Origin of the sequence: Lentzea albida (assembly GCF_900111005.1) — a bacterium.
Classification (GTDB): Bacteria; Actinomycetota; Actinomycetes; order Mycobacteriales; family Pseudonocardiaceae; genus Lentzea; species Lentzea albida.
The window spans coordinates 237,651-249,982 of record NZ_FOFV01000005.1 but is presented as its reverse complement, the minus strand read 5'-3'; the positions used below and the strand labels follow the sequence as shown (position 1 = coordinate 249,982).

The 12,332-nt window shown below is 69.8% G+C and carries 11 protein-coding genes; 5 read left to right on the top strand and 6 right to left on the bottom strand.

The window, feature by feature from the left end; genetic code table 11:
* Positions 1-987: an alkaline phosphatase family protein gene (locus BMY74_RS15730; RefSeq protein ID WP_089916372.1), complete on the bottom strand. Its 987-nt coding sequence runs from the start codon at positions 985-987 to the stop codon at positions 1-3.
* 109 nt (positions 988-1,096) lie between these two features.
* Between BMY74_RS15730 and BMY74_RS15725 the strand changes: the two genes are divergently transcribed.
* On the top strand, positions 1,097-1,981 hold the full coding sequence (locus tag BMY74_RS15725; RefSeq protein ID WP_089916368.1) for a Ppx/GppA phosphatase family protein: 885 nt from the start codon (positions 1,097-1,099) through the stop codon (positions 1,979-1,981).
* A 3-nt stretch (positions 1,982-1,984) separates the two neighbouring features.
* Here the strand turns inward: BMY74_RS15725 and BMY74_RS15720 are convergent, their stop codons facing one another.
* The 3 genes from BMY74_RS15720 to BMY74_RS15710 all read right to left on the bottom strand — a co-directional run bounded on the left by BMY74_RS15720 (position 1,985) and on the right by BMY74_RS15710 (position 3,060).
* Positions 1,985-2,332, bottom strand: a complete 348-nt coding sequence (locus BMY74_RS15720; protein ID WP_089916365.1) for an STAS domain-containing protein — start codon at positions 2,330-2,332, stop codon at positions 1,985-1,987.
* An 86-nt stretch (positions 2,333-2,418) separates the two neighbouring features.
* Positions 2,419-2,652: a DUF6480 family protein gene (locus BMY74_RS15715; protein WP_089916364.1), complete on the bottom strand. Its 234-nt coding sequence runs from the start codon at positions 2,650-2,652 to the stop codon at positions 2,419-2,421.
* Between the two features lie 21 nt (positions 2,653-2,673).
* Positions 2,674-3,060, bottom strand: coding sequence for an ATP-binding protein (locus tag BMY74_RS15710; protein WP_089916362.1), 387 nt, complete (start codon positions 3,058-3,060; stop codon positions 2,674-2,676).
* 124 nt (positions 3,061-3,184) lie between these two features.
* Between BMY74_RS15710 and BMY74_RS15705 the strand changes: the two genes are divergently transcribed.
* Complete coding sequence (locus tag BMY74_RS15705; RefSeq protein WP_089916359.1) at positions 3,185-3,532, top strand: STAS domain-containing protein; 348 nt, start codon at positions 3,185-3,187, stop codon at positions 3,530-3,532.
* 227 nt (positions 3,533-3,759) lie between these two features.
* On the opposite strand, the gene BMY74_RS15700 is transcribed toward BMY74_RS15705, so the two are convergent.
* Positions 3,760-7,905: a hybrid sensor histidine kinase/response regulator gene (locus BMY74_RS15700; RefSeq protein WP_089916357.1), complete on the bottom strand. Its 4,146-nt coding sequence runs from the start codon at positions 7,903-7,905 to the stop codon at positions 3,760-3,762.
* Between the two features lie 137 nt (positions 7,906-8,042).
* Between BMY74_RS15700 and BMY74_RS15695 the strand changes: the two genes are divergently transcribed.
* The 3 genes from BMY74_RS15695 (at position 8,043) to BMY74_RS15685 (ending at position 11,422) form a co-directional block, all read left to right on the top strand.
* A complete protein-coding gene (locus BMY74_RS15695; RefSeq protein WP_089916355.1) occupies positions 8,043-9,428 on the top strand; it encodes a PP2C family protein-serine/threonine phosphatase in 1,386 nt (461 codons plus the stop codon).
* A gap of 85 nt (positions 9,429-9,513) precedes the next feature.
* Positions 9,514-11,139: a PHP domain-containing protein gene (locus BMY74_RS15690; protein WP_089916352.1), complete on the top strand. Its 1,626-nt coding sequence runs from the start codon at positions 9,514-9,516 to the stop codon at positions 11,137-11,139.
* Positions 11,140-11,173: 34 nt separating this feature from the next.
* Complete coding sequence (locus tag BMY74_RS15685) at positions 11,174-11,422, top strand: hypothetical protein (RefSeq protein WP_089916349.1); 249 nt, start codon at positions 11,174-11,176, stop codon at positions 11,420-11,422.
* Here the strand turns inward: BMY74_RS15685 and BMY74_RS15680 are convergent.
* Positions 11,394-12,236 (bottom strand): helix-turn-helix transcriptional regulator, encoded by an 843-nt coding sequence (locus BMY74_RS15680; protein WP_089916346.1) that lies wholly within the window; start codon positions 12,234-12,236, stop codon positions 11,394-11,396. The genes BMY74_RS15685 and BMY74_RS15680 overlap by 29 nt on opposite strands.
* Positions 12,237-12,332: the final 96 nt, after the last annotated feature.

Genomic DNA, 12,332 nt, shown 5'->3' with positions numbered 1-12,332 from the left:
TCACTGTACGGCCTGCCAGACCGCGAAGGGGACGTCGATCTCGTCGCGGGTCAGGCCACCGTGCTCGTAGCGCGCGGACGGGTCCGGGATCGGGAACCGCGGTGACGCCGCCACCGCGACGACGGGCCCGGCCTCCGGCTGCGGCAGACCCAGGTCGGTGGCGTGGTGGACGGTCGCCGTGTCGCCCAGAGTCGTTGCCACGCGGTCGAAAACGGCCTCCAGGCGGTCCGCCTTCGGGTAGAGCCACCGCGTGCGTCCCGCGCCGCCGGACGGGATCACGCACTCCTCGCGCACGATCGCGTCCCAGGCCTCGACGAGCTCCGGGTCGGGGTCGACGGCGACCATGCCGTGGTCCGAATGCGCGACGACGGTCCAACCCTTTGCGGCCCAACGAGAAGCGTGCGCGTCCAGACGGAGCATGGCCTCGTGCACCGACTCGTCGTACCCGTGGCGGTGCACGTGGTCGTCGATGTTGACGTAGGTCCAGAGGAACCGGGAGTCCTCCTGCGCCTTGTCGAGATCGGCGACGACGTTGGCCACGAGCAGCGGCGGATCCTCGGCCTGCGCGGAGAGTTTGTGCCGGGCGGGAGCGGGTACACGGGTGCAGCCCCGCAGCAGCGCCTGGGCCCAGGTGCCTTCGAGGAGATCGAGTTCCCTGGCCAGCACGGTCGCCCCGTGGCGTTCCAGCACGGTCGGCAGGTCCGGGATCGCGGGCGTGCCGTTGATCGCGTGGACGAGGCCGGATCCGTTGCGGTACACCGTTCCCGGCACCCGGTGGACGTCGGCGGGGACGCCGGTGACCGCCGTCAGCAGCGCCGTCGCGGACGTGGACGGCACCGTGGAGGAGAGCGTGACCACGGACGAGGCCGACAGCCACGACTGTTTGGCCACGTCCGAGGAGAGACCTGTCACCGCCAGCACGATGACACCGGACTGTGCCTTGCCGAGGGCGCGTTCGAGCCGGGAAGGTATCTCCGCCAGTGACATTCGGTGACTGTAACGCATCTCATCGGGCGAAGTTCGCCTGATCGGGCCCACGGTTCCGCACAATGGCCACCGATGAGGTAAAGAAGACTTGGCAGAGGGAAGGTGGCGGATGTCGGTCGGAGTTCTGGACGTCGGGTGCTTCAGCGCACACCTGGTGGTCGTGGAACGAGACCTGATGCGTCCGCTGGTGTCCCACAAGGTCCGGCTGCGCCTCGACCGCGAGCTCGACGCCCGCGGGGCGATCAGCAGTGCCGGTGTCGACTCCCTCTGCACCGCCGTCCTGGCCGCCCGCAAGAAGGCGGGCGACGTCCCGTTCCTGCCCTTCGCGACCTCCTCCGTCCGGGACAGCTCGAACTCGGCCGAGGTCATCCGCAAGGTTGCCAGACGCACCGGCGTCGAGCTGAAGGTGTTGTCCGGCAAGGAAGAAGCGCGTCTGTCGTACGCCGCTGCCCGCCACTGGTTCGGCTGGAGCGCGGGCTCGATGGTGGTGCTGGACGTCGGTGGCGGCACGGTCGAACTGGCGGCCGGCTCCGGGGCGGAGCCCGAGCGCGCGGTGTCGTTGCCCCTGGGGGCGAGGACGTTGACGCGGGCCGGACTCACGGTCGCGGACATGCGGTCCGAGGTGGCCGACAGGCTGGAAACCGCGTTCCCCTGGGGGGAGAGCGATCGCGCGGTCGGGTGCTCGAAGGTGTTCGAGCAGCTGGCCCGCCTCGCCGGCGCCCGCAGCGGCACCTACGCGGCCCGCCAGTTGCGGCTCAAGGACCTGGAGAAGTGGATCCCGCGCCTCGCGAAGCTGTCCGTGCGCGAACGGGCGGCGCTGCCGGGGATCTCCCGCCACCGGGCCCAGCAGTCGCTGGCGGGCGCGGTGGTGGCGGAGGGGTTGATGAGGGTCTCGGGGCACGACGTCGTGGACATCTCGCCGTGGTCCACGAAGGAAGGCCTGCTGCTCTCGCTCGTCGAACGCTCCCGCGCACGGGGCTCGTCCGCGGCCTGAGGACTAGGCGCTCAGCGCCGTCACCGCGTCGTCGACGTCGTCGAACAACATCAGCAACTGGTCGACGGCCGTCATCTGCAGCGGGCGCAACACGATCCTGGTGTCGCTCACGACACCGAACTTGACACCGAGCTCGTCGGCCTGGGCCTGGGCCTCCACCAGTGCGCGGATCCCTTCGGACCCGAAGAAGCGCACCTCGCGGAGGTCGATGACGAGGGCGGGCGGCTTGCGGTCGAGCAACTCGGCGAGTCTGCTCGTCACCGGTGCCGAGGACATCATGTCGATCTCGCCGGTCAGCGCGACGATCGGAATGGACTGGACATAGGTAGTTCTCTGGCGAAGTTGGTTCATAAGGACTCCCGTCCGCACCGACCGTACGCGCCATCGTGCGACGACCACAACCTGGACGACGCCGGTCCCGCCGGTGCGGAACCGTCCTAGGCGAGCAGGAAGGCGCGGGTCAGCAGCATCGCGGCCACCAGCACCGCGAACAGCACGATGATCGCGATCACAATGCGCCCGGCGGTCGCCGTGGGCGGGGTCTTCTCGTGGTGGGTGAGACCCCCGGTGGTCGAACCCGAGTCCGGCGGGGTGTCTCCAGGGCGGACGCCACCGCCGGGTTCCAGGCCGGGGGTGCGGTTCGGGTCGGGGTCGGGCGGAAGTGCGGTCATACGGGGTGAGGTACCCCGTTTTCAGCCTTCTAGCTGGGCCCAGACCACTTTCCCGTCGTTCTGCCGCTCCACGCCCCAGCGCACGCTCAGCGCCTGCACCAGCTGCATGCCGCGCCCCCGCGCGCTGTTGGGGTCGACGGGTCTGACCTGGGGCATCTGCGACGACTCGTCGTGCACCTCGACCAGCATCCCGCCGGCCTTGCGGCTCACCGTCAGTGTGATGGGACCCTCACCGTGGTCGATGCCGTTCGACACCAGCTCGGTCACCACGAGCTGCGCGTCGTCGGCCAGGTCCTCGGACAACTCCCACGAGGTCGCGGCCTCGCGCACCACCTGACGTGCGCGAGCGCACGAACCGCCCTCGGCGGTCAGGGTCACCCGCACCTCTGCCAGTGGGTCGTTCAGCACAGGCGCATCGTCGCACATCCGGCGGCTCGTCCGGATCTTTCAGCCCCCCGGTGGTCGCATGCTCGGACGTCGTGCTGCACGATTTGGTCGCACGAGTCGGGCGTGGCGGAAGGAACGGGCGACGATGGAGCTCAACGTCGGCAGCGAGGTCCAGCGGGGATGGCGTGTGCTCGCCGTTGCCGGGGAACTGGACATCGACACCGTGCCCGTGCTGTCCGCGCGGCTGGACGCGGACGTCACCGGGTCGCACGCCGTGCTGGACCTGGCGCAGCTCGACTTCATGGACTCGACCGGGCTGGCGCTGGTGCTCGACTGGCACCGGCGGTTGCTGGAGGCCGGTGGGCAGTTGCGGATCGCCGCGGCCCAGGGGCCGGTCCGGCGGTTGTTCGAGTTGGCGGACGTGGCCGAGGTGCTGAGCCTCTTCGAGTCGGTGGACGTGGCGGTGCAGGAAGCCGTGGAAACGCCGCATTGAGATTGCCGCATTGGGATTGACGCTTTGAGAACGCGGCATTGGGATTGACGAGCGCTGACCGGTGCTGATTGACGCTGCGGTGCGGCTTGCGTTGCCCTGCCGCTTTCCGGCGGAGGTGGCCGGGCCATTCCCTTGCCGCCTTGGTCGGGCCATCGCCGCTGTTCAGGGCAAGGAACGAGTGGCTCGCCTTCGGCTTCGCTTGGCGGCCACCCGTCCCTTTCCCGTTGTTAAGCCTCTGCCGTCACGCCCAAGTAATAGGCGATAAGACGCATCAGGTGTTCGGTGTCCACCGGTTTGGTGACGTAATCGGTGGCCCCGGAAGCGAGGGATTTCTCGCGGTCCCCCTTCATCGCCTTCGCCGTCACGGCGATGACCGGAAGGTCGGCATACCGTTCCATCGCCCGGATGGCCGAGATCGTGGCGTTGCCGTCCAACTCGGGCATCATGATGTCCATCAGCACGATCGCGACGTCGTCGTACTGTTCGAGCGCCCGTACGCCGGTGATGCCGTTGTCGGCGAAGATCGCCTCCAGGCCGTGGAGTTCGAGCACGCTGGTCAGGGCGAAGACGTTGCGCAGGTCGTCGTCGACGACCAGGACCTTCTCGCCGTGGAAGCGCATTGAGCCCGAGGGGGCCACGACCGGCGCCGGGGTGACGATCGGGGTGGGTTCGGGGAGGACCACCGCCTCCGGGACGACCTTGCCGAGGGGCAGGCACAGGGTGAACGTCGAGCCGATGCCCGGTTCGGAGCGGACCCTGAGGGCGCCGTTGAGCAGTTGTGCCAGCTCTCGGCTGATGGACAGGCCCAGGCCCGTGCCGCCGTACTTGCGGGACGTGGTGCCGTCCGCCTGCTGGAAGGCCTCGAAGATGACGGCCAGCTTCTCGGCCGGGATGCCGATGCCCGTGTCGTGGACGTCGAAGGCCACCGTGGACGGGTCGTCCATGCGGACGTGCAGGCGGATGCCACCGTCATGGGTGAACTTCACGGCGTTCGAGAGCAGGTTCCTGAGGATCTGCTGAAGCCTGTGCTCGTCCGTGTGGAGGGTTTCCGGCACGTTCGGGTCGACGCGGACGGAGAACTCCAGGTTCTTCTCCGCCGTCAGCGGCAGGCAGAGGGTCTCGACGTAGCGGACGAGTTCGTCCAGGCGGACCGGGTCCTCGTGCAGGGTCATGTGGCCCGCCTCGACCTTGGTGAGGTCGAGGATGTCGTTGATGAGCTGCAGGAGGTCGGAGCCCGACGAGTGGATCGTGCGGGCGAACTCGACCTGCTTCGGGTTGAGGTTGCCGTCGAGGTTGTCGGCCAGCAGCTTCGCGAGGATCAGCAGCGAGTTCAGCGGTGTCCTGAGCTCGTGGGACATGTTCGCCATGAACTCGGACTTGTACTTCGACGCCGTCTGCAGCTGGCGGGCGCGGTCCTCCAGTTCCTCGGAACCGGCCCTCAGTTCGGTCGTGAGACGCTGGGACTCGACGAGGAGGGCGTCGGTGCGGGAGTTGGCCAGCAGCGTGTTCACGTTGACGCCGATGGCCTCCTTGAGCTGGTCCAGGAGGTCGAGGTGGACGTCGGAGAACTCGTTCAGGGAGGCCAGCTCGATCACGCCCAGGGTCTCGCCCTGGAACAGGATCGGCAGGATCACGAGGTTGACCGGGGCCGACTCGCCCAGGGCCGAGGAGACCGTCAGGTAGTTGCCCGGCACCTCCTTGACCAGGATCGTCTTCTTCTCCAGGGCGGACTGGCCGACCAGCGACTCGCCCATCGCCACGCGGGTGGTGCGGGCGCCGTCCAGGCGGAAGCCGTAGGTGGCGGTGAGCTCCAGCGACTGCTTGGAGTCGTCCTCCTCGATCTGGAAGAACGCGCCGTGGTGGGCGCTGACCAGCGGCGTCAGCTCGCTCATGATCAACGATGCCAGTGCGCGCAGGTCGCGGTGGCCCTGCATGAGGCCGGACAGGCGGGCCAGGTTCGTCTTGAGCCAGTACTGCTCGCGGTTGGCCCTCGTCGTCTCCTTGAGGTTCGCGATCATCTGGTTGACGTTGTCCTTGAGCTCCGCGAGCTCGCCGGACGCGTCGACGGTGATCTGCCTGGTCAGGTCGCCCGCGGTCACGGCGGTGGCGACCGCGGCGATCGCGCGGACCTGGGTCGTGAGGTTCGAGGCGAGCTGGTTCACGTTGTCGGTCAGCTTCGACCACGTGCCGGCCACGCCGTCGACCTCGGCCTGGCCGCCGAGCTTGCCCTCGGTGCCGACCTCGCGGGCCACGCGGGTGACCTCGTCGGCGAAGCTCGACAGCTGGTCGACCATCGTGTTGATCGTGGTCTTGAGCTCGAGGATCTCGCCGCGGGCCGAGACGTCGATCTTCTTCGTCAGGTCGCCCTGGGCGACGGCGGTGGTGACCTGGGCGATGTTGCGGACCTGGTTGGTCAGGTTGTCCGCCATGAAGTTCACCGAGTCGGTGAGGTCCTTCCACGTGCCGGCCACGCCGGACACGCGCGCCTGGCCGCCCAGGATGCCCTCGGTACCGACCTCGCGGGCGACGCGGGTGACCTCGTCACCGAACGCGCGCAGCGTGTCGACCATGCCGTTGAGGGTGTCGGCGAGGGTCGCGACCTCGCCCTTCGCCTCGACGGTGATCTTCTTCGACAGGTCGCCGTTCGCGACGGCCGTGGCGACGGCGGCGATGTTGCGGACCTGGTCGGTCAGGTTGTCCGCCATCAGGTTGACGTTGTCGGTCAGGTCCTTCCACGTGCCGGCGACGCCCTGCACGCGGGCCTGACCGCCGAGGCGGCCGTCGGTGCCGACCTCGCGGGCGACGCGGGTGACCTCCTCGGCGAACGAGCTGAGCTGGTCCACCATCGTGTTCAGGGTGGACTTCAGCTCGAGGATCTCGCCGCGCGCGTCGACGGTGATCTTCTGCGAGAGGTCGCCGTTCGCGACGGCGGTGGCGACGTGGGCGATGTTGCGGACCTGGTTGGTCAGGTTGTTCGCCATGAAGTTGACGTTGTCGGTGAGGTCGCGCCAGGTGCCCGCGACGCCCGGCACCTGCGCCTGGCCACCGAGGCGGCCCTCGGTGCCGACCTCGCGGGCCACGCGCGTGGCCTCGTCGGCGAAGCTCGACAGCTGGTCGACCATCGTGTTGATCGTGGTCTTGAGCTCGAGGATCTCGCCGCGCGCGTCGATGGTGATCTTCTGCGTCAGGTCGCCGCGCGCGATGGCGGTGGTCACCGAGGCGATGTTGCGGACCTGGGTCGTCAGGTTGTTCGCCATGACGTTCACCGACTCGGTGAGGTCGCGCCAGGTGCCCGCGACGCCCGGGACCTGCGCCTGACCGCCTAGGCGGCCGTCCGAGCCGACCTCGCGGGCCACGCGGGTGACCTCGTCGGCGAACGCGCTGAGCTGGTCGACCATCGTGTTGATCGTCGACTTGAGCTCGAGGATCTCGCCGCGCGCGTCGACGGTGATCTTCTGGGTCAGGTCGCCCTGCGCGACCGCGGTCGTGACCTGGGCGATGTTGCGGACCTGGGTGGTCAGGTTCTCCGCCATGAAGTTCACGTTGTCGGTGAGGTCGCGCCAGGTGCCGGCGACGCCGGGGACCTTCGCCTGACCGCCCAGCTTGCCGTCCGTGCCGACCTCGCGGGCGACACGCGTGACCTCGTCGGCGAACGACGACAGCTGGTCGACCATCGTGTTCAGCGTGTTCTTCAGCTCCAGCATCTCGCCGGAGACGTCGACCGTGATCTTCTGCGTCAGGTCGCCGTTCGCGACGGCGGTGGCGACCGAGGCGATGTTGCGGACCTGGTTGGTCAGGTTGTTCGCCATCGAGTTCACGTTGTCGGTGAGGTCGCGCCAGGTGCCGGCGACGCCGGGGACCTTCGCCTGACCGCCCAGCTGGCCCTCGGTGCCGACCTCGCGGGCGACACGCGTGACCTCGTCGGCGAAGCTCGACAGCTGGTCGACCAGGCCGTTCACCGTCGAGCCGAGCGTCGCGAACTCACCGCGCAGCGTCTGGTCCGACATGCGCTTGGTCAGGTCGCCCTCGGCGACGGCGGCGAGCACGCGGCTCAGCTCCGTCGTCGGCCGCATCAGGTCCTCGACCAGGCCGTTCACCGAGTCGGCGATCAGCGACCAGCCCCCGGCGGTGCCCGCGGGCGCCACCCGTTCGGTGAGCCTGCCCTCCTGGCCCACCGCCTGGCGGACCCGGCCCAGCTCACCGGCGAGCCACTGGTTGCGCTCCGCGATCTCGTTGAACACGTCCGCGAGCGCCGAGACGGGCCCGCTCCCCGGCACCACGAGCCTGCGGCGGAAGTTGCCGTCACGCAGGTCTCTCATGGCGGAGAGAACCCGTTCGAGGGTCGCGTCCGTCTCTTCGTTGGCCGTGGTCACTCCAAGCCTCCGTGCCTCGGTGGTCGCAGCCAAGCCTGCCACGTTAGGTTGGGAGCGAGGTAACTTGATGCCGCGATGCACGCCAACTACCCGCAGGAGGCCGTGATGATTCGGCCGAGTGCGCTGGACGGAAGCGGATGAGCAGCGCCGTGGGGATCGACCTCGACGGCTGGCAGCGCCTGGTGGACGGGCTCCGCGAAGCCGTCTTCGTCGTCGACGACGCCGGCGTGGTGCGCGTGCGCAACGCGGCGGCCGCCGACCGGTTCCCCCGCCTGGGCGTCGGCGGGCAGTTCGACGTGCACGTCGCGGGCCGCCAGCACGACCTGGGCGACGGCTGGAGCGCCTGGTACTTCACCGACTCGACGCTCGACCACGCCCACCTGCGGCTCGCCGGCGGGACCTCGCGCGAGGCGACGCTGAAGACGATCGTGCAGCTCGCGGCGGAACTGCTGGGCGAGCACTGCGTGGCTGTGGTGCCCGCCACACGCGATCGCCTCGAATGGTGGCGTTGCGGCGGCGGCGAGCCCACGGTCACGCGCACGCCCCGGCGCGCCTCGGAGATCGCCGAGGTGCTGACCGGCACGTCGACCCTGACGAGGATCACCTCTTTGGGTGAAGGCAGTTGGGGCGTGCCGGAGGACTTCGGCTGCGCGCTCGCCGTGCCGCTGGGCGTCGGCGGCGCGCTGGTCGTGGTGCGCAAGGGCGAGTTCGCGCCGAACGACGTGGAGCGCGTGCGGCTGTTCGGCAAGCACGCCGCCGTGGCGCTGGAGTCGTCGTCGAAGCTGACGGAGCAGCAGCGGACCATCGAGATCCTCCGCTCGGCGCTGCTGCCGTTGCCGCTGCCCGAGATGCGCGGCGTGACGATGGCCTCGGTCTTCATCCCGGCCCACCAGCGGGCGCTCGTCGGCGGCGACTTCTACGACGTGCACCCGCGCACGGACGGCTCGGCGACGTTCGTGCTGGGCGACGTCTGCGGCCACGGCCTGGAGGCCGCGGTCCACAGTGGACGTGTCCGGCAGTCGCTGCAGGCGCTGTCGCTGGTCGAGACGAACCCGGTGCGGTTGCTGCACCTGCTCAACACCTCGTTGCGCGCCACCGGTTCGAAGCTCTTCACCACGCTCGTCGTCGGTGAGCTGGTACCCCTGTCCGGCGGGGGAGCGCGGCTGTCGCTCGCGTCCGGCGGCCACCCCGTGCCGCTGGTGCTGCGGGCGGACGGCAGCGTGCACGAGGTGAGCACGACGGGCGCGATCGTCGGGATCCTGGCCGACGTCCGGTTCTCCGGCGAGCAGGTGACGCTCGCGCCGGGGGACACGCTGGTGCTCTACTCCGACGGCTTCACCGAGGCACGCGCGCACACCGACCGCACGGAGCTGTTCGGTGAGCAGCGGCTGCGGGCGGTGCTGAAGGAGTGCAAGGGGCGGTCGGCCGAGGAGATCGCGCGGCACTGCGAGCGGGCCGTGCTGAAGTGGCTCGACCAGGACGACCACGACGACCTGGCGCTGCTGGCGGTCCAGGCCGTGTGATCCGGCCGCTGTGAACGAATTTCCCGGTCCAAGCGTTCATCCTGCGTTCGTTTGCCACGACAGCTTCACCGGCTGAGATCGGCGCATGTCCCACTCCCACGGTCACCCGCACGGTGATCACACGCACCACGAGGTCGAGCCGGTCGAGGGCAGCTGGCTCGACCCCGAGGACGACCGCCCGTCGTCGGTCGAGCGCCGCAGGTTCCTGGCGGGCCTGGGCATCGCGGCCGGCGCCGTCGGAGCCGTCGCCGCCGGCACGGGCACCGCCGCGGCGCACGTGCCGGTCAACCCCTGGGGCGGCGGCGACCGCTGGTTCGCGGGCGACCACCACATCCACACCCAGTACTCCGACGACGGTCAGTACACGATCGCGCAGCAGGTCGCGAAGGCGCACGAGTTCGGCCTCGACTGGGTCGTGATCACCGACCACGGCGGCCCGGCGCACCAGAAGTTCTCGATCGACCAGGTCACGCCGGACATCGAACGCGTGCGCAGGTCCCAGCGCGACGTGCTGGTCTACCAGGGCCTGGAGTGGAACATCCCCGGCGCGGAGCACGCCACCGTCTTCCTGCCGCCCGGCAAGCACACCGTCGAGATCCTGAAGGCCTTCGAACTCGCCTACGACGGCCGCGTCGCGAACAACACCGAGCCGCTCGCCCTGGTCGCGCTGCGCTACCTGGAGGCGCAGGTCCTCTCCGGGCGCACCGAGATCGCGCTGATGTTCGCGAACCACCCGTCGCGGCGAGGCGTGGACAGCCCGCACGAGATCCGCGGCTGGCGCGACGCGGCCCCCGGTGTCGCGGTCGGCATGGAGGGCGCGCCCGGCCACCAGGCCGCCGGCATCCCGAAGTCCGCGGGCGGTCCCGGCCGTGCGCGCGGCTACTACGACACCGCGGCCCCGCTGCCGGAGTCGTTCCCGGCCTACCCACCGGAGTCCTACCGCACCCACGGCGGGTTCGACTGGATGACCGCGAAGGTCGGCGGTCTGTGGGACTCGCTGCTCGCCGAGGGACGCCCGTGGTGGATCACCGCGAACTCGGACGTGCACCAGGTCTTCGCCGACACGTTCACGCCCGGCAAGCAGGACTACGCCACCACCGGCTCGAAGGGCGCGCCGATCGACTCGGGCGTGAAGCAGACGGGCTACGGCGACTTCTTCCCAGGCCAGTACGGCGCCAACATCGTCGGCTCGCGGTCGAAGTCCTATGTGGACGTCATGCGCGGCCTGCAGTCCGGCAAGGTGCTGACCGTGCACGGCCGTCTCATCGACGGCCTGGAGCTGCGCGTGCGGTCGCGCGACGACCTGCGGGGCGTGACGCTCGGCGGGCGGACGTTCGTGCGCCGCGGCGGCGACGTCGAGGTGACGATCGAGGTCGACCGCGCCGGTGGCCCGAACTTCTCGGGCGCGAAGCCGGTCCTCGCCAAGGTCGACCTGATCTCGGGGCCGGTCACCGGGCCGTCGGCCGACCGCGACGTGTTCGTGGCACCGGAGACGAGCGTCGCGAAGACGTTCGAGGTGCCGCGGACGGGCAAGATCCGGTTCACGCACACGTTCAAGAACGTCGAGCGGTCGTTCTACCTGCGCCTTCGGGGCAGTGACGGCAACCGGCTCACCTCGTCCGGAGACCCGGTGGTCGACGAGATCGCCAACTCGGACCCGTGGGCCGATCTCTGGTTCTACGCCAACCCGGTGTTCGTCGACGTGATCTGAGTTCTGACGGTCCTTTGAGGACCAGGTCGGCCGGGTGTCCGTGACTCGCGAGCCCGACCGCCTGGTCCTCTTCACCGACGCCGTGGTCGCCATCGCGATCACCCTGCTGGTGCACGCGAATCCCGAGGTCGGGCGCGAGGTCGGCGGGTTGTCGCGGCCCGTGGTGCTGAGGGCGGCCGTGCCGCCGGCGTTGTTGCTGCTGGCGTTCGTGCTGGTGCCGTTCATCGGCTACTACGGCCTGTTGCTGATGCTGCTCAGCCCGTTGGCGCAGCGGATCCGATGACCGAGAGCAGCTGCAGCTTCTCGTAGCTCTCGGTGCCGGGCGTGGCCGTGTAGACCAGCAGGAAGTGGTGCTGGTCCGGGTCGAGCAACGTCTGGCACTGCAGCTCCAGCGCGCCGACGCTCGGGTGGACGTAGCGCTTGAACTCCTTGGGGCGCAGGCCGATCTCCTGCGCGTCCCACACCGTCCGGAACTCCTCGCTGCGGGCGAGCAGCAGATCGGCGTAGTGGGCGGCGCGGGAGCGCGGGCCGCGCCGGGTGACCGCCTCGCGCAGACCCGAGGCGAACATGCGGGACAGGAACTCGTGGTCGTCGGGGTGGTAGAGCGCGCGGGACTCCGGTTCGCTGAACCAGCGGAAGCCGAGGCTCCTCGCCGGACCGGTGTAGCGGGACGCGTCCCCCGTCAGGGCGATGCCGAGCGCGGTCTGGCGCAGCGTCTCGCCCAGTTCGGTGACGATCTCGGCCGGGGTGTCGTGCAGGCGGTCGAAGATCCGTGCGAGACCGGGGCTGACGTGCTCGCTGACCGAACCGCGCGCCGGCGGCGGGTGCCCGGCGAGGCGGAACAGGTGGTCGCGCTCGTCGAGCGACAGGTGCAGGCCCTGGGCGATCGCGGCGATCATCTGGGCGGACGGGTGGGTGCCGCGCTCCTGTTCCAGCCGCGCGTAGTAGTCGGTGGACATGTTGCACCGGGCGGCCACCTCCTCGCGGCGCAGACCGCTGGTCCGGCGCCGGGCGCCGCGGGGGAGCCCGATGTCCTCGGGCTGCAGCGCCTCCCTGCGGCTGCGCAGGAACGCGGCCAGTCCTGGTCGGTCGATCACGGCGGACTCCTCTCGTGCCACCTCGTTTCTAACGCCTCCGCCGCGCCGTAGCCACGGACTCCCAGGTCCTGGATCAGCGCGGGTCGTGTGTCCAAG

What these genes read in the sequence shown, in the direction of transcription:
- BMY74_RS15730 (WP_089916372.1), bottom strand. Translation starts at nt 987, where the DNA reads ATGTCACTGGCGGAGATACCTTCCCGGCTCGAACGCGCCCTCGGCAAG.
- BMY74_RS15725 (WP_089916368.1), top strand. Translation starts at nt 1,097, where the DNA reads ATGTCGGTCGGAGTTCTGGACGTCGGGTGCTTCAGCGCACACCTGGTG.
- BMY74_RS15720 (WP_089916365.1), bottom strand. Translation starts at nt 2,332, where the DNA reads ATGAACCAACTTCGCCAGAGAACTACCTATGTCCAGTCCATTCCGATC.
- BMY74_RS15715 (WP_089916364.1), bottom strand. Translation starts at nt 2,652, where the DNA reads ATGACCGCACTTCCGCCCGACCCCGACCCGAACCGCACCCCCGGCCTG.
- BMY74_RS15705 (WP_089916359.1), top strand. Translation starts at nt 3,185, where the DNA reads ATGGAGCTCAACGTCGGCAGCGAGGTCCAGCGGGGATGGCGTGTGCTC.
- BMY74_RS15695 (WP_089916355.1), top strand. Translation starts at nt 8,043, where the DNA reads ATGAGCAGCGCCGTGGGGATCGACCTCGACGGCTGGCAGCGCCTGGTG.
- BMY74_RS15690 (WP_089916352.1), top strand. Translation starts at nt 9,514, where the DNA reads ATGTCCCACTCCCACGGTCACCCGCACGGTGATCACACGCACCACGAG.